At 57.7% G+C, this 16773-nt stretch carries 11 protein-coding genes and 1 pseudogene; 8 read left to right on the forward strand and 4 right to left on the reverse strand.

The features are described 5' to 3' along the window. Window positions 1-31: 31 nt before the first annotated feature. Window positions 32-1528, reverse strand: coding sequence for a helix-turn-helix transcriptional regulator (locus MOQ67_RS11775; RefSeq protein ID WP_198717482.1), 1497 nt, complete (start codon window positions 1526-1528; stop codon window positions 32-34). A gap of 185 nt (window positions 1529-1713) precedes the next feature. Between MOQ67_RS11775 and MOQ67_RS11780 the strand changes: the two genes are divergently transcribed. Both MOQ67_RS11780 and MOQ67_RS11785 read left to right on the forward strand, forming a co-directional pair. Next, on the forward strand, window positions 1714-2334 hold the full coding sequence (locus MOQ67_RS11780) for a transglycosylase SLT domain-containing protein (RefSeq protein WP_057004912.1): 621 nt from the start codon (window positions 1714-1716) through the stop codon (window positions 2332-2334). 113 nt (window positions 2335-2447) lie between these two features. Then, entirely contained in the window at window positions 2448-2699 is a 252-nt protein-coding gene (locus MOQ67_RS11785) for a hypothetical protein (RefSeq protein WP_046485896.1), read from the forward strand. A 146-nt stretch (window positions 2700-2845) separates the two neighbouring features. Here MOQ67_RS11785 and MOQ67_RS11790 read toward each other — a convergent pair whose 3' ends face one another. The 3 genes from MOQ67_RS11790 to MOQ67_RS11800 all read right to left on the reverse strand — a co-directional run bounded on the left by MOQ67_RS11790 (window position 2846) and on the right by MOQ67_RS11800 (window position 6988). Further along, window positions 2846-4018 carry a hypothetical protein gene (locus MOQ67_RS11790; RefSeq protein WP_173677814.1) on the reverse strand — a complete coding sequence of 391 codons (1173 nt, stop codon included), beginning with the start codon at window positions 4016-4018 and terminating at the stop codon, window positions 2846-2848. A gap of 14 nt (window positions 4019-4032) precedes the next feature. Continuing rightward, window positions 4033-4920 (reverse strand): nitrilase family protein, encoded by an 888-nt coding sequence (locus MOQ67_RS11795; RefSeq protein WP_026140038.1) that lies wholly within the window; start codon window positions 4918-4920, stop codon window positions 4033-4035. Window positions 4921-5038: 118 nt separating this feature from the next. Further along, window positions 5039-6988, reverse strand: a complete 1950-nt coding sequence (locus MOQ67_RS11800; RefSeq protein WP_102617815.1) for a flavin monoamine oxidase family protein — start codon at window positions 6986-6988, stop codon at window positions 5039-5041. A 447-nt stretch (window positions 6989-7435) separates the two neighbouring features. Between MOQ67_RS11800 and MOQ67_RS11805 the strand changes: the two genes are divergently transcribed. The 6 genes and pseudogenes from MOQ67_RS11805 to MOQ67_RS11830 all read left to right on the forward strand — a co-directional run bounded on the left by MOQ67_RS11805 (window position 7436) and on the right by MOQ67_RS11830 (window position 16676). Further along, window positions 7436-7780: an FKBP-type peptidyl-prolyl cis-trans isomerase gene (locus MOQ67_RS11805; RefSeq protein WP_017847066.1), complete on the forward strand. Its 345-nt coding sequence runs from the start codon at window positions 7436-7438 to the stop codon at window positions 7778-7780. Between the two features lie 3 nt (window positions 7781-7783). Next, window positions 7784-8038, forward strand: a pseudogene (locus tag MOQ67_RS11810) (GNAT family N-acetyltransferase); the annotation flags it as partial. A 582-nt stretch (window positions 8039-8620) separates the two neighbouring features. Further along, window positions 8621-11326, forward strand: coding sequence for a magnesium-translocating P-type ATPase (gene mgtA / locus MOQ67_RS11815; protein WP_017847069.1), 2706 nt, complete (start codon window positions 8621-8623; stop codon window positions 11324-11326). Between the two features lie 86 nt (window positions 11327-11412). Then, window positions 11413-12129 carry an MgtC/SapB family protein gene (locus MOQ67_RS11820; RefSeq protein WP_017847070.1) on the forward strand — a complete coding sequence of 239 codons (717 nt, stop codon included), beginning with the start codon at window positions 11413-11415 and terminating at the stop codon, window positions 12127-12129. Window positions 12130-12430: 301 nt separating this feature from the next. Then, window positions 12431-13057 (forward strand): response regulator transcription factor, encoded by a 627-nt coding sequence (locus tag MOQ67_RS11825; protein ID WP_017847071.1) that lies wholly within the window; start codon window positions 12431-12433, stop codon window positions 13055-13057. Between the two features lies 1 nt (window position 13058). Beyond that, window positions 13059-16676 (forward strand): transporter substrate-binding domain-containing protein, encoded by a 3618-nt coding sequence (locus MOQ67_RS11830; protein WP_198717483.1) that lies wholly within the window; start codon window positions 13059-13061, stop codon window positions 16674-16676. Window positions 16677-16773: the final 97 nt, after the last annotated feature.

Consider the following 16773-nt stretch of genomic DNA (forward strand, 5'->3'; position numbering starts at 1 on the left):
TCGCACTAGCCGCACTAGTGCATTTGCACTTTCAGCGCTTGTTTTTCAGACGCAGTTCACCGGCGAACAGCCCGCGCTCACGGGCCCAGACTATCGCTGCACTACGGCTATGCACCCCCAGTTTGGAATACACCGTGGCCACATGGTTACGCACCGTGTTGGGCGCCAGCTTCAGGCGCGAGGCGATCTCTTTGTCGGCCAGGCCTTCGCAAATCAAACCCAGCACATCGCGCTCGCGGGTGGTGAGGTCGGTGAAGGCAATGCCTGGCACATTGGGTCGGTTGGCGCCTTTGGCGTTGGCCAGCTTTTCAATCAGGGTCTGGCTGAACCAGGAGGCGTCCTGCATCACTTCTTCGATGGCCGCCACCAGCTCCAGCTCCGAGCGTTTGCGTTCGGTGATGTTCATCAGCACCAGCAGGTAGCAGGGCACGTCCTGGATGCTCACGGTATCGGCGGACACCACGCAGTCGATCACCTCATCGCCTTTCTTGCGCACCTTCAGATCCAGCCCGTCGAGGTTGCCGGCTTTTTCCAGAGTGGCGAACAACTGCGCGCAGGCTTGGGCGCTGTCGATGAAGTCGATGTCTTCGATGGCTTTGCCGATCAGTTCCTCACTGGTGTAGCCGGTAATGCTCATGAAGGCTTCGTTGATATCCACCACCTGACGGTTGTCGGCGTTGCACACCAGGGTTGGCACCGGCGTCAGGCGGAACGACTTGGCGAAGCGCTCCTCACTCTGGCGCAGGGCGATTTCTGCCTTGCGCCGCGGTTCCAGGTCGGTGAAGGAAAACAACATGCAGTCTTCCTCGTTCATGTCCAACGGCTGGCCGGCCACGATCACCAACTTGCTGCCGCCCTCGGGCAATCTCAATTCGGCCTGCATCTGCGGGATGGTCGCGCCTTCGGCCAGGCGCTGGATGGCCAGGTCCTTGCGCTCGGCGTGTTCCAGCACGTCCAGTTCATACACCGAGCGGCCGATCACTTGGTCGCGGTTATAGCCGGTCATCTCCAGAAAGCCCTGGTTGACCTTGATATAGCGCAGGTCGCTGAGGCGGCAGATCACGGCGGGCGCGGGGTTGGCGTTGAAGGTTTTTTCGAAGCGCTGCTCGGCGCTCGCCCATTCGGTGGCGTCGCTGAGGATCAACACCAAAAGCTCCGGTTCGCCGCGTGAATCGGTCAGCACCAGGCTGCGCAGGCGATGGACCCAACTGCGCTCGTCGTCGCCGGTGGGGCTGACTTCCACGATCACGTCGCTGAACGCTTCGCCGGCCGCCACCCGGCTGAGCGGGTAACTGTCCGGCAACAGCGGGTGGTTATTGCGATAGCGCAAGGCGAACCGCTCGGCATAGTCCTGATTGTTGGCGCCCAGGTGTTCGACCGCGCTGACCCCGTGCATGGTCAGCGCGGCCTCGTTGGCCCAGAGGATGGTCTGGTCGAGCTCGGCCAAAATCACCCCGTCGGACAACCCGGAGATGATCTGCTGCAATTGGCGGCGGTTGGTTTCTTTGGCGAGGACGTCCTGGCTCATGGTTTCTCCTGGGAATGGGCGCATGCGAGTTACGACACCCAGGCTGCGCGATAGTGCAGCGCAACTGCCCCGTGCGATCTGGCGCACGCTGCTGTTGCGCACGGCGCTGAGCGTTTCCTTTCTTCACCTGCCGCGTTGAATGGGTAAAATGCCGGCTTTTTACGCGTATCCCGCAAAGGTGCATCTTGAACGCAGGCAAATTCGTCGGCTTGTTATTACTCACTTCGCTGCTGGCGGCCTGCGGCACCTCGCCACCCCGCACGCCCAACGACCTCTGCGGCATCTTTCGCGAAAAGGCCGACTGGTACGACGCCGCCCAAGTCACCCAAAAGCGCTGGGGCGTGCCGATCCAGTTGCCGTTCGCCATCATGTACCAGGAATCGGCCTTCCGGCAGGACGCCAAGGCTCCGCGTAACTACCTGTTGTGGATCATCCCCTGGGGCCGCGTCTCCACCGCCGCCGGCTATGCCCAGGCCAAGGATGAAGTGTGGAACGACTACCGCAAAAGCACCGGCCGCAGCGGCGCCAGCCGTCAGGACTTCGACGACGCCATCGACTTCGTCGGTTGGTACATGGACAAGACCTACACCATCAACGGCGTTTACAAGTACGACGCCTACGGCCAATACCTGAACTACCACGAAGGCTGGGGCGGCTATCGCCAGCGCACCTACGCCAGCAAAGCCTGGCTACCCCCCGTGGCCAGCAAAGTGCAGGCTCGCTCGCAGCTGTATGCGCAGCAATATGCGGGTTGCAAGAATGATTTGGGGCGTGGGTTCTGGAGCCGGTTTTGGCATTGGTTGTGAGAGCGACACCCGGTAACTGATACAGATCTGTGAACTTTGACAGTAGGCAAGGTGCAGTGACCTCCTTAATCTGCAGTGCGTGTCCTACTCATTGTTGAAGAAGGAAACTGGCAATGAATAAATCAGAGTTTCGCGTTTACCTTAAGCAACAGACTTCTATTGCCGAGAGCCGTATATCCCTCAAGGGCAGCAGGTCGGACAAGGTGGATTCGGGTCGGGTTAAGTTTTTGACGGTGTTGAGTCGTGTGGTCGATGGGAATGCCAGCCCTGAAGACCTCGGTGTCGTCGGTGTCGTCAATGACGTATTGCAAAAATTAGCATTACTCCCCAGCGGCAAAACCTTTCTGTCGGTCCTCGAGCCTTGAGGCGATGATTGCTTTTGTTGTGGTGAGGCAATCGGCCCCCGCCACAATGCATTTTTCGAAAAAATGCGCCTTGCGCAAGAGCGCGTTTAGCGTCTAATCACTTATGGTTCCCACGCTACATGAGGAATGTAGCATGGGAAAAATCTTTACTCTGAGGCTAACCAGCCCACCAGCGGCACCACCAATAGCGTGCTCATCGCCATTGCGATCACATTGCCTATGTAGGGATGAAAGTGCGCGGGCAACCGCCCTGCAATTGCACAGGCTAACGGCGGCGCGATCAATGCCCCAAAGAGCGCACTAGAGCCCATAACCATCCAGCTACCTCCATAAGTCAACACGGCTGCAGGAACCACTGACACCAATGGAACATAGGTCGGATACCAGCCCTTTTTGATCCACTGATATCGCCAGATCACCACACCGATTGCTGACGTCAATGCCTGCGCACCTATAAGGTTTATAAGCAAGCCTGAACCATAAGCCGGGCTGATGGGATTCAGAGCATACGCCAGTAACACACCTGCCAGCAGCCCAAGACTAGCGAGTTCATTCCCGAAAAAAGGGGCTTCTGAAAAGTCCGCCAGCACCCGACGCAGGCTCCAGCTCACACCGTAGGTGGGCGGTTTGGCTGGCATTGGTTTTACGGGAGCGGTGTAGTTCGAACGAACCAGCGAGGGCAGCCGACGACAAATTTCAAACGCGATGATGCTACCAGCGGCCATGCCGAGCACATTACCGATCACCGCAGGTAACCCGAGCGGTACGCAAACGAAGTTCACGATCAACAAGCACGTTGGCGTCACCAGCAACGCCCCCAGTATTGCACCGTTGAGCGTTACCTTCCAACCGCCGCCGAACATCAGCACCATCGCCGCCGGCAGTGAAACGAATGCTGCGAATGTTGGTTGCCATGTCCCGGTAGTTACGGTCCACCCCCAGAGCAAGTTGCTTAGTACTAGCCCCAACAATGAACTGGTCACGAGCCAAGGCCACAATCCTGTACCGTAGGAAATGGAAAAGCCTTGCCACGCTTTTCCGCGCGTGCTCGCCCACCAGGCAATGTATGCACCGCTCAGCAATCCGAGAGAAGCAAGCTCGTGTTTATAAAAGGCTACTTCGCTGATATCCCCCAGCACCCAGCGTAACCAGGCGGTAGAACTAGGCAGGTTCGCAACCATCTCGCTATACCCCGGCCAGGATCCGCGATGACTAATTACAACCCAAACCACCAGCAATATGCTTATAAACCCAAGGGTCAGAACTGTGATGTCCGCGCGGGAACGCAGAGGTGATGTCTTGGCAAATAGAGTTTCCATGATGTGCCCTCCGATTAGCGCGGTAGAGCAGGATGTTGCGAATATCCGAGCATCTGATCGTAGAGATCGTTGCGTCGGTCGCGATGCAGATCGTTAAGGCTGTTCCAGATCGGTGCGCTACGGGCGCTGGTGATATCGATGTCGGCAAACAGGATTTCCTGGCGGTTGGCCGAAGCCACAGCGCCGATTGGCCAGCCATTGGTCCCGGCAATTAACGAACATCCGAGGTAACGGGCATCCCGTTCTTCGCCAATGCGGCTGGCGGCAGCGATGAACACGTTGTTTACATGGGCGGCGGTCATCGTCAGGTACGACGCCATGCATTTACCCGCCTCATCGAACAGCGGAGGAGGTGTCCAAACCCAGTTGTTCAGGCTACAAATGATATCGGCGCCTTGCTGGCTTAGAATGCGCGGCACTTCTGGGAACCAAATGTCCCAGCAGATCAGTAAGCCGATGCGTCCGATCGGCGTTTCAAACACTGGGAAACCTGTATCACCAGGTGTGAACCAAAGCTTTTCTAGATTCCACAAATGAGCTTTGCGGTATTTTCCAATAAACCCACCGGGGCCGAGCAGTACGGCAGTATTGAACAACTGATGACCGTCTATCTCGTTCAGACCGGCAACCAGATACACCTGATGGCTGCATGCAAAGTCTATCCACGCTCGCACACTGATACCGTCTGGAACCGCCTCGGCGTGATCAAAGGCATCCTGACGGCTGCTGAAAAAATATCCGCAATTGGAAAGCTCAGGCAGCACGATCAGAGTGGCACCGCCGTTTGCGGCCTCGGTGGCGAGGGCAAGACTTTGACGCAGGTTATCGGCTCTATTGGCCATGCCGACCTGGGGATCAAGTTGAATGACAGCGATGCGGGCGGGGCTCGTTGGTTCGCTCATGGATGTGACCTCTTATTGTTATGCAACCGGGGTGGTTGAATGTTTATAAGAGGTGATAAAGTGTTTAATTGGAAGTCGGATGATTCTTGTTGTGTTGTAGTCCGTCTCTCAAGCTTTGTTAGTTTTCGGTTTGAAATTCAGGGTAGTCTTGCATGCTAAAGCCACCATTAAAATTTGCGTGGGTTTTGCTGCATATATTGATCACCGCATCAATGGCGCCCCTGAAGCAGGGTTCGGTCCAGCCTGCATCGACGGAGAAAGACTCGCCGGAAAGATAAAGCCCAGACTTGTGAGAAAAATCTCTATTGTATTTCATTAGGCTGACAGCGTCATAATAGGTGCCTGGCCGGTAAAGCTTCGCACAGCCAAGCGAGTTTTTGTCATTCATCCATCGTTGAACGATTGCCTGTTTTCGTCCTATATAGGGGGATATCTTTTGCCTTATGTTCGTTGATTTTAAGAGGATTCTGTCGAGTTCATCTATGCATTTGTCGACAAGTTCGTTGTCGCTGAATAGCGATAGCTTTGTTGCGTCGTCCTCCCATGTGTAGCTGAGTAGGATGCAGTCATAGGTGCTATTGTCATTGTAGCGATAGGTGTAAATGTCATGTATGAAGCTGTCAGTTACTATGGCTTGAGGAATGCTGTTGTTGTTTGAGAGAAAGGTCTTTTTAAGTGGGGCGTACACCTTGCAACTGGTTTCCCAGTGAGCAGTTTTATAGGCTGCTATTATTTCGAAAGGAAGCATTTCATGATTGAATCCCTCTAGTAAGATTTGTGTTTCTATCAGCCAGGATGGGAGCGTCACTATCACGGAGTCAAAGTCGATGAAATGCTTCTCCGTTATTTCTGGCTGTGAGGTGTTCCAGTCATAATGTACTCGTATTTTTCCATTTGTAAGTTTTTTTAGTTTTGTTACTGAGCTGTTGGTGATTAATCCGAATTCACGATTTACCAAATGCTCGTATAATGATTCGCGGGTCTCATTTGGCTTTATGAAAAGCAGGGATTCAGCCAGGGCAGCAAGTCCAATGTAATTTGGCTTGTTGAACTTAAGTCCTTTCGAATCCACGGTTTCTATTGCGTTCAAATACGGTGAGGCTATGGGAACACCATCCGCATTTACCCGTCCATGGATCAACTGTAGATGACTGCTGAATCCAAATATAGCTGTGCGTAGTGGGTAAAGCGAGCAAACGTCATAGAATGCTCCCCAACTGCCATCACCAATTCCGATGGAGTAAAAAACGGCAGACTCATCTGCAGTCATGCCCATACCGCCGAAATGACCAGGGTCCCTTTGATACCACCTATCTATGGTTGGCATTTTAACTAAGTCACGAAATGAAACACCTTCGTATTTTTTTACTATGGCTGACCACATACTTTCCCAGTGCTCAGTGCCATAGAACTCGCTGACTTTCGTGGTCATACGTTCGGCGAATGTTTTCCATTTTGCAAAAACTGCTCCTAGGGTATCGCCAGGCGGCGGCGTTTTTCCGTCGGTATTTTTCCAGATCAGCATTGTTGGTTGGCTGTTTCCATCTATACTGCCTTCCCGCAGATATATTCCAGTTGATCGAACCGTAGGGCTGCCGGGGTTTGGAAAATTTGAGTGAGTTAAATTAAATTCGCTAGCGTAATAGGCCATGAGTGAACGCCCATCTTTGGGCGACTCATTTGATTTGTTGAAAAAAGGCATTCTCATTGCACCCATTTCAAAAGGCGGCCTGCCAATAGTGTTGATGTTATTGTTTCCAAGCGCTGTGAAGTGTCTGCCACCAATGCGCGTTGATTTTTCGAGTAAGGTTATGTTTGTGAAGCCACATCTATGTAGTTCCCGTGCACTCGTCAAACCTGTAATGCCAGCACCTATGATGCAGATTTTATGATTGGTTTCAGTCGCTATGGCGACTCCATTTTTTTGTTCTACTAGGGTGCGATAGTCAAAACATAAGTCTGGCGGGTTAGGGAATCTAGCTTTCCAATGATGAGTAGCGGATCGCTTGCCTCGTTGATGCTGTTGCGCTATGTCCGCGGGGTAGTTGAAGTCAGATCCTATGGTCATTCTGTTTTCCTTGTTCAGTACTGATTGGTGTCTTATAGATTGAGCTTGAATATTGGAGGCAGGAAATAAGCAGAGTGTTATTTTCGATTAGGGTGCTTCGCAGTCTTTCGTAGGTGAACGAGCCTCATGAAAGACAGTAGGTGCGAGTTAATTAGTTGGGGCGGTGTATGACGGACGACCGATAATGGGACCCGCCCCTCCACAGCTGGAGGTTCTTTCTGTACGAGCGCGGCTTCATGTACTCCAGCGACCAATTCACCGCCCCCCCTCCGATTATGTTCATCGAGTGCGATCTCGAAGTAACTCCCCTGCGCGAGGTGCCGCCCAGCCGGCGGAAACGCCCCGCAGGTTAAAGAGAAATGTCATTGAGCCGACGCTTCCTCCACTTGCCAAACCCACCCAATTCTGGGAAAACCCCAGCCTTTGCGCAGTCAACGAGAGCCCCCCATGAGCGACGAACAACTCCAGATCACCGACATCCGCCCCGGCACCGGCAAGGCCGTGGTCAAGGGCGCGTTGATCACCACTCAATACACCGGCACCCTGGAAGATGGCACGGTGTTCGATTCGTCGTGGGAACGGGGCAAGCCGTTTCAGTGTGTGATTGGAACGGGCCGGGTGATCAAGGGCTGGGACCAGGGGTTGATGGGCATGCAAGTCGGCGGTGTACGCACATTGTTCGTACCGGCGCACCTGGCGTATGGCGAACGTTCGATGGGCGCGCATATCAAGCCGAACAGCCCTTTGCGCTTTGAAATTGAATTGCTGGAAGTACTGACGCGCGATGATTGAGGGCGGCGGTTACACGCCGACCTCGAAGCATGGGCCGTCACGCAGGGGGCCGAGTGGCTGCGCCTGACGGTGGTGGTCGGTAATCGCAAGGCCGAGCGTTTCTGGCCGAAACTGGGGTATGTGCCGGTGCGTATTCGCGAGGGGGTCAGGATGGGGCGACAGCTGAATACGGTGTCGATTCAGGTCAAGGCGCTGGTGGGTGGGCAGCTGGATGATTACCTGATACGGGTGCCGCGAGATCGACCTGTTGCACCTTAGCTGCGGATAGACACATTCAACCTGTGGGAGGGGCGGTGCGACGACTCGACTTGCTCCCGATGGCGGTGGGGCAGTTAGCTTATCTCTAGTTGCACCATCGCCATCGGGAGCAAGCTCCCTCCCACATTTAAGCCTTGGAGGGCTTCAAGATAGGGGTTCCTGAACCCATCCTGAAGAATCCTCTTATTCATCATGCAGGTACTTTCCTACGGTTTACTCTCCTGTAATCGGGGCGTAAGCTTCGCGCGTTTTCATCAATAGCGGAGACCCTCAGTGGGTACTTGTTCAAGTGACAGTCGTCGGCCGGTTTCGGTAACCGGCACAGACTTGGCAAGGTAACGCGCATTCTTCCGATGCCGTTGTCTCGCCAAACAGCGAGAAGCGGCATCCCGGCAGCGACCAGTCCTGGCGCCTGCCTCGATCCACTCTCATCGACGCTGACCAGCACCTGATTCACCTCAGGTTGCTACGGACGCGCCTGCCTTTTTGCGGCGGGCGGGCCAGGCTGGCTGTGCCTTTTTGATCGGGCGCGGCGCAGTTGGTCGTACCTGCACGATGGTTTCCTCGCGCAGGAGTAACACCATGAACTTCACTCTGTTGAAAGAGTTCTTTGCCGGCTTCCTGCGGACCCGGCATATCGCTCGGCATTTCCGTCGCCTGGCACTGCTCGACAGCGTCACCGACGCCAGCGTCAGCCGCGAAGTCCCGCCGAGCCTGGCGCAAACCCTGGTGGCTGCGGCCAACAGCGGCGCGGAACAATTGCTGGGCACCCTGGGCAGTCACGCCGAAGGCTTGGGCGTCCAGGAAGCCGACGCGTTGCGGGAGCAACACGGCCTCAATGAAGTCGAACACGAACAGCCGCTGCCCTGGTGGGTCCACCTGTGGCATTGCTACAAGAACCCCTTCAACCTGCTGCTGACCTTGCTGGCGGTGATCTCCTGGCTGACCGAAGACATGAAGGCCGCCACGGTGATTTTTTCCATGGTGGTGCTGTCGACGCTGCTGCGTTTCTGGCAGGAGGCCAAGTCGAACAAGGCTGCCGACGCACTCAAGGACATGGTGAGCAATACCGCGACGGTGTTGCGCCGTGAGGCGGCCAAACCCATCGAGCTGCCGATCAAGCAACTGGTGCCGGGCGACCTGATCGTGCTGTCGGCCGGCGACATGATCCCCGCCGACTGCCGCGTGCTCAATGCCAAGGACCTGTTCGTCAGCCAGGCGGCGATGACCGGCGAATCGATGCCGGTGGAGAAGTTCGCCCAGCAGAAGGATGCCAAGACGCGCAACCCGCTGGACCTGGAAAACATCCTGTTCATGGGCACCAACGTGGTGTCCGGCGCGGCGACGGCGGTGATTCTGACCACCGGCAACAGCACCTATTTCGGCGCGTTGGCCCAGCGCGTCACCGCCACGGATCGCGCGACCACCTCGTTCCAGCAGGGCGTCAACAAAGTCAGTTGGCTGCTGATTCGCTTCATGTTCGTGATGGCGCCGCTGGTGTTGTTCATCAACGGTTTCACCAAGGGCGACTGGACCGAAGCGCTGCTGTTCGCGCTGTCGATTGCCGTGGGCCTGACCCCGGAAATGCTGCCGATGATCGTCACCTCGACGTTGGCCAAGGGCGCGGTGTTTCTGTCGCGCAAGAAGGTCATCGTCAAGCGCCTGGACGCGATCCAGAACTTCGGCGCCATGGACGTACTGTGTACGGACAAAACCGGCACGCTGACCCAGGACAAGATTTTCCTGGCGCGCCATGTGGACGTGTGGGGCGAAGAGTCCGACGACGTGCTGGAAATGGCCTACCTCAACAGTTACTACCAGACCGGTCTGAAAAACCTGCTGGACGTGGCGGTGCTGGAACACGTGGAAGTGCATCGCGAGCTGAAAGTCGCCACCGCGTTCCAGAAGGTCGATGAGATCCCGTTCGACTTCAACCGGCGCCGGATGTCGGTGGTGGTGGCCGAGCAAGGCCAGCCGCACCTGTTGATCTGCAAAGGCGCGGTGGAAGAGATTCTGTCGGTGTGCAACCGGGTGCGCCACGGCGACTCCAACGAAGCGCTGACCGATGAGTTGCTGGCGCGCATCCGCCAAGTGACCGCGGCATTCAACGAAGAAGGCTTGCGGGTGGTCGCGGTCGCCGCGCAGCCGATGTCAGCGGGGCGCGATACCTACAACCTGGCGGATGAAAAAAACCTGACGTTGATCGGTTATGTGGCCTTCCTCGATCCGCCCAAGGAAAGCACCGCGCCTGCCCTCAAGGCCCTCAAAGCCCACGGCGTGGCCGTCAAAGTGCTGACGGGCGATAACGAACTGGTCACCGCCAAGATCTGCCGCGAAGTGGGCCTGGAGCAGCAAGGCCTGCTGATGGGCAACGACATCGAGGACATGACCGACGCCGAACTGGCCAAGGCCGTGGAAACCACCAACGTATTCGCCAGGCTGACGCCGTCGCACAAGGAACGCATCGTGCGCCTGCTCAAGGCCAACGGCCATGTGGTGGGCTTCATGGGCGACGGGATCAACGACGCACCGGCGCTGCGCACGGCCGATATCGGTATTTCGGTGGACAGCGCGGTGGACATCGCCAAGGAAGCGGCTGACATCATCCTGCTGGAAAAGAGCCTGATGATCCTGGAGGAGGGCGTGCTCGAAGGCCGGCGCACCTTCGCCAACATGCTCAAGTACATCAAGATGACCGCCAGCTCCAACTTCGGCAACGTGTTTTCGGTGCTGGTCGCCAGTGCGTTCATTCCGTTCCTGCCGATGCTGCCCATGCATTTGCTGGTGCAGAACCTGCTGTACGACATTTCGCAGATCGCGATTCCATTCGATAACGTCGATGAAGAAATGCTCGCCAAGCCGCAACGCTGGCAACCGGGGGATGTGGGCCGTTTCATGCTGTTTTTCGGGCCGATCAGTTCGATCTTTGACATCACCACGTTCGCACTCATGTGGTATGTGTTCGATGCCAACACCCCGGACCACCAGACCCTGTTCCAGTCGGGTTGGTTCGTGGTGGGGTTGCTGACCCAGACGCTGATCGTACATATGATCCGCACCCCGAAAATCCCGTTCCTGCAAAGCCGTGCGGCAATGCCGCTGATGGTGATGACGGGGGTGATCATGGCCGTAGGGATTTTCCTGCCGATGGGGCCGCTGGCGCACTACTTCAAACTGCAGGCATTGCCGTCGCTGTACTTTGTGTTCCTGCCCGTGATTCTGTTGGGGTACATGGCGTTGACCCAGGCGGTAAAGGGCTACTACATCCGTAAGTTTGGCTGGCAATAACAGTTGTATCGAACGCCCCTGGGCCCGGTGGGAGCCGGGCCTGCCCGCGATGGCAGTGGGGCTGCCGCCGCATTCATGGAGTTTTTATGCAGGCAATCAACAACATCAACCTCGATTCCCTGATCGATACCGTGGTCAGCCTGACCGCCGCGTTTATCCTCGGCGGCTTGATCGGCTTCGAGCGCCAGTACCGCCAGCGCACGGCGGGCTTGCGCACCAACGTGCTGGTCGCAGTGGGCGCGGCGATTTTCGTCGACATGGCCAACCGCCTGGGCGGTGCAGACGGTGCTGTGCGGGTGGTCGCCTATGTGGTGTCGGGCATCGGCTTTCTGGGGGCCGGCGTGATCATGCGCGAAGAAGGCAACGTGCGCGGGCTCAACACCGCCGCCACCCTCTGGGCCTCGGCCGCGGTGGGCGCCTGTGCCGGTGCCGACCTGATCCTCGAAGCGCTGCTGGGCACGTTGTTCGTACTGGCGGCCAATACGCTGCTGCGGCCGATCGTCAATAACATCAACCGCCAGCCGCTGGATGTGGTGTCGGCGGAGGTGACCAACATCCTCTATGTGATTGCACGGCGTAGCCAGCAACAGGCGGTCATGGTGTTGCTGGAAGCCGAGCTGGCACGTTGCAACTACCCCGCCAGCGATGTCGATGTGCGCCCGTTTGGCAGCGAAGAAGTGGAGATCGAGGCGACCCTGGCGGCCACTTCCGTGGACGGTGATGAACTGGACGCCCTGGTGACGCGCATTTCCATGTCGAGCCTGGTGGTGCAGGCTTTCTGGAGCCCAAGTACCACCGACTGATCCATCCTGGTCAAGCCTAGGTAAACCCAGGATTGGCTATGCTTTTGTAAGGAAAAGTCCTACACGCAGTCAGGATTATCCCTTCGTAAGAAACATCACCCCATTGCTAAGGTTGATCGCTGCGGCTGGCCGGCAGCAATGATATGGCTTCATATGTTCGTGGTGATTTTCAAGGGAAGGGACCAGGCACCCGTCTGTTGGCGCTCTGAGGGACCGTACCGTTCGTCGGGACTGTCAATTCTCACAGGTGGCTGCGTCCCGTGTGATGTGTCAGCGTACTTTGTCCTCTCAGGGGTGTTTTATGAGCAAAGCGTTAGTAGTGGATGACCACCCGTTTATTCGTGCCACTGTCAAATTTCTGTTGAAACAGGAAGGTTTTACTGAAATTGATGAAGCGGGTAATGGCGCGGATGCCGTGCAGAAGGCCAGAGAAGGGCGTCCGGACCTGGTGATTCTCGACCTGGCGATGCCCAAGTTGGGTGGCCTGGAGGTCATCAGTCGGATCAAGGCCTTGGGCCTGCCGTGCAAGATCCTGGTGCTCACGTCCTACTTGGCGGTGTTTTTTTCGACCCGGTGCATGCGGGCCGGTGCCATGGGGTTTGTCGCCAAGACCGGCGAGTTGGACGAGCTGCAAAAAGCAATTAAGGCTGTGATGTGCAACTACAGCTGCTTTCCCAGCCTGCCCACCAGTTCGGTGCGCCGCGATGATTTGCAGACCTCCGAGCACGAGTTGGTGGAAGCTCTTTCGGACCGCGAGTTGACGGTGCTGCAGAAGCTGGCCCTGGGCCTGGGCAACAAGGAAATCGCCGAGGACATGCTGCTGAGCCACAAGACCATCAGCACGTACAAAACCCGCCTGAAGGAGAAGTTGCGCATGTCCTCCGTCGTGCATTTATCCAAGTTCGCCCAGCGCAATCATCTGATCTGAAATGACTGCCACTGTGTTTAAGCGGCTCGCCGCGATCTTGTTGATGGGCCTGTTGCCCATGATCGCAGTGGCCGTCGATCAGCCACATGCACTGTTCCTGTTGGGGCACTCTCAGCTCGAAAACCCCAGCCTGACGCTGGATGAAACCGACTGGCGCTGGCTACGTGAGCGGCGCACGTTGGTGATGGGGGTGTCGGCGCCGGATTACGCGCCATTCGACCTGAGCAACAACAACGACGAGCTTGAGGGCATTACCGCCGATTATGCGGCGCTGGTGGCGCAGGCGTTGAATATCATCATCGAGGTGCGACGCTACGACACCCGCGATGAAGTGATTGAAGCGCTCAAGCAGGGCGCGGTGGATTTCGTTGGCTCGGCCAACGGCTATGAAGCCGCAGACCCTGAGTTGGAGCTGTCACGCTCTTACGCCAACGATCAACCCACCCTGGTCACCCGCATCGGAGACACCCAGGCCCTGAGCGCGGACTTGGCCGGCAAACGCGTGGCCATGCTGTATCACTACATGCAGCCCGATGCCGTGCAGCAGTTCTACCCCCACGCGCAGTTGCAACTGTTTGCCTCGACCTTCGAAGCCATCGGTGCGGTGGCGTTCGGCCGGGCCGATGCGTACCTGGGCGATGCCATCAGCACCCGGTACTTGATCAACAAGAACCACCTCAATAACGTGCGCGTGGCGGATTTTTCCGGCCTGGAGGTCAACCCTTTCGGGTTTGCGTTCACCAAGGACAATATTCGCCTGCGCAATATCATCAACGCCGCGTTGGCCATCGTGCCGGTCAACCAGCAGATGGATATTCTGCGCCGCTGGAGTGCTGGCGGCAGCGGTTTCATGGAAGCCGAACGGCTGCGCCTGAGTGACAGCGAGCAGCGCTGGCTGGAGAAACACCCGCGGGTGAAAGTGGCGGTGCTCGACAAGTTCGTGCCATTGTCGTTTTTCAATGAGCAAGGGCAATTCGAAGGGCTTAGCGCGGAGGTGCTGGCGCGGATCAGCTTGCGCACGGGCCTGAAGTTCGATGTGGTGAAGGGCAGTTCGTTGCCTCGACAAATCGATGAGGTCAATGCTGGCCAGGCAGACATGCTGGCGGTGATTACCCCCAGCGTCGAGCGGGCCGAGAAGTTGCGCTTCACCCGGCCTTACCTGTCCAACCCGTATGTGCTGGTGGTGCGCGCCGAAGACGAGCGGCTGGTTACCCTGGAAGACTTGCCCGGAAAGCGCCTGGCGTTCATTCGCAGCAACAGCCTGGGTGAGCAAATCACGCGGGATTACCCCGGTATTGAGTTTATCGACAGCGCAAACCCCGAAGCCGCCATGGAGTTGGTGGCCAATGGCGGGGCCGATGCGACTGTTATTTCGCTCATCAGTGCGCGCTACATGATTGCGCGTCATTACCGCGACCGCTTGCGTATGACCAGCACCGTCGGCACGGAGCCGGCGCGGATCACGTTTGGCGTCAACCGCAGCCAACTGGAGCTGTATTCGATCCTCGACAAGGCATTGTTGAGCATCACACCTGAGGAGCTGGATGAGCTGACCAATCACTGGCGCAGCGAGATCATCATTGAAGACAGCTACTGGCTGCGCCATCGCAACGCAATCATCCAGGGTTTCAGTCTCGCCGCGGTGCTGTTGTTGATCACCCTGTGCTGGGCCTTTTACCTGCGCAGCCTGATTCGCAAGCGCGCCCAGGCCGAGCGGGCGTTGAGCGATCAGATGCGCTTTATGAGCGTGTTGATCGACGGCACGCCTCACCCGATTTACGTGCGCGATCGCCAGGGGCGGTTGATGGCCTGCAACAATGCCTACCTCGACGTGTTCGGTTTCAAGCTCGAAGACGTGATCGGCAAGACCGTGGTGGAAACCGACACCGGTAACCCGCCGCAAGCCCAGTCGTACCATGACGACTACCTGAAGTTGATGGCGCGGGGCGAGCCGCAGATTCATGACCGGATCCTCAGGGTGCCGGGCGGCGAAGTCCTCACGATTTACCACTGGATGCTGCCGTACCGCGACGGCGACGAGAAGGTCGTGGGTATGATTGCCGGCTGGGTGGATGTGAGTGAGCGCCACCGCTTGCTGGGCCAGTTGCAGGAAGCCAAGGACGATGCCGACGCCGCCAACCGCGCCAAGACGACGTTCCTGGCCACCATGAGCCACGAGATCCGGACGCCGATGAACGCGGTGATCGGCATGATCGAGCTGGCACTCAAAAGCGCCGAGCAAGGTCGGGCGGATCGCGATGCGCTGGAAGTGGCGTCGGTAGCCTCGCGCGGCATGCTGGAATTGATCGGCGACATCCTGGACATCGCCCGGATCGAATCCGGCCACCTGTCCCTGGCCCAGGAGCCCGCCAACCTGCGTGAGCTGCTGGCCTCGGTGGTGCGGGTTTTCGAAGGCCTCGCGCGGGCCAAAGGGCTGGCGCTGCGGGTGACGCTCGATCCGGCGCTCGATCGCCCGGTGCTGATCGACCCGCTGCGCTTCAAGCAAGTGGTTTCGAACCTGCTCAGCAATGCCATCAAGTTCACCAGCAAAGGCCAGGTGCAACTGGGCGCCCAGGGCGATGTCGCGGAGGATCAACTGCGGCTCAGGTTGTGGGTGCAAGACACCGGTATGGGCATCAGTGCTCAGGACCAGCAGCGGCTGTTCAACCCGTTCAGCCAGGGCAGCAACGCTGAACAATCGGCGCGCAGCGGTTCCGGCCTGGGGTTGGTGATCAGTCGCAGTCTATGCGAAATGATGGGCGGTCAGTTGCACCTGAGCAGCGTGCTGGGGCAGGGCACCCGGGTGGACGTGAGTGTGGCGCTGAGCCTGGCGGCCGCGCTGCCGGAGCCGGCTTCGGCGCCTGCTGCGCACAGCCCACCGACACGCGCGTTGAGTATCCTGGTGGTGGATGACTACCCGGCCAACCGTTTGCTGCTGGCCCGGCAGTTGAGCTTCCTGGGGCATCGCATTACCACGGCCGAGGACGGTGTACAGGGGCTCGCGCTGTGGCAGGCCGGGCACTTCGATGGCGTGATCACCGATTGCAATATGCCTCTGAAGGACGGTTACACATTGGCGCGGGATATTCGTACTCAAGAGCACGAACGAGGCCTGGTGCCGTGCCTGCTGCTGGGGTTTACCGCCAATGCCCAACCCGAAGAAGCCGAGCGCTGTCGCCAGGCGGGCATGGACGGGTGCCTGTTCAAGCCCACCGGGCTCGAAGACTTGCGATCGGCCCTGGCGCCGCGCATGGCGAGCCTATGCGAGCCGCAAGCCGAACCGGCGTTCGATCTGGGAGCGCTGATCATGCTGACGGGGGACGATCATGCAGCGCTCAACGAATTGTTGATGCCGCTGCTCGACAGTCTGGAAGCCGATCAACGGCTATTGCCGTCATTGCGACGTCAGGCCGACTTTGCCCAGTTGCATGACCTGGCACACCGCGCCAAAGGCGGCGCGCGGATGGTCAAGGCGCACGCGCTGATCGCTTGTTGCGAAGCCTTGGAGGCCGTGTGCGAACGGCAGGACCTCCAGGCGTTGGGGCCAGCGGTTGAGGGCGTCGAGCAGGCGATCGATGATTTGCATCACAGCTTGAGCGTTTATTGCAATCAACCTTGACGCGGTTGGGTGGTTATTCGGTGGATTTGGGACAACTCCTACATGAAGGGGGAACATGCCTGATTTTGTCTGCGGGATATGTCTGGAAAATGGGCTG

This window comes from Pseudomonas sp. LY-1 (assembly GCF_053502595.1).

What these genes read in the sequence shown, in the direction of transcription:
- mgtA (WP_017847069.1), top strand. Translation starts at nt 8,621, where the DNA reads ATGAACTTCACTCTGTTGAAAGAGTTCTTTGCCGGCTTCCTGCGGACC.
- MOQ67_RS11795 (WP_026140038.1), bottom strand. Translation starts at nt 4,920, where the DNA reads ATGAGCGAACCAACGAGCCCCGCCCGCATCGCTGTCATTCAACTTGAT.
- MOQ67_RS11820 (WP_017847070.1), top strand. Translation starts at nt 11,413, where the DNA reads ATGCAGGCAATCAACAACATCAACCTCGATTCCCTGATCGATACCGTG.
- MOQ67_RS11825 (WP_017847071.1), top strand. Translation starts at nt 12,431, where the DNA reads ATGAGCAAAGCGTTAGTAGTGGATGACCACCCGTTTATTCGTGCCACT.
- MOQ67_RS11830 (WP_198717483.1), top strand. Translation starts at nt 13,059, where the DNA reads ATGACTGCCACTGTGTTTAAGCGGCTCGCCGCGATCTTGTTGATGGGC.
- MOQ67_RS11800 (WP_102617815.1), bottom strand. Translation starts at nt 6,988, where the DNA reads ATGACCATAGGATCTGACTTCAACTACCCCGCGGACATAGCGCAACAG.
- MOQ67_RS11790 (WP_173677814.1), bottom strand. Translation starts at nt 4,018, where the DNA reads ATGGAAACTCTATTTGCCAAGACATCACCTCTGCGTTCCCGCGCGGAC.
- MOQ67_RS11805 (WP_017847066.1), top strand. Translation starts at nt 7,436, where the DNA reads ATGAGCGACGAACAACTCCAGATCACCGACATCCGCCCCGGCACCGGC.
- MOQ67_RS11775 (WP_198717482.1), bottom strand. Translation starts at nt 1,528, where the DNA reads ATGAGCCAGGACGTCCTCGCCAAAGAAACCAACCGCCGCCAATTGCAG.
- MOQ67_RS11785 (WP_046485896.1), top strand. Translation starts at nt 2,448, where the DNA reads ATGAATAAATCAGAGTTTCGCGTTTACCTTAAGCAACAGACTTCTATT.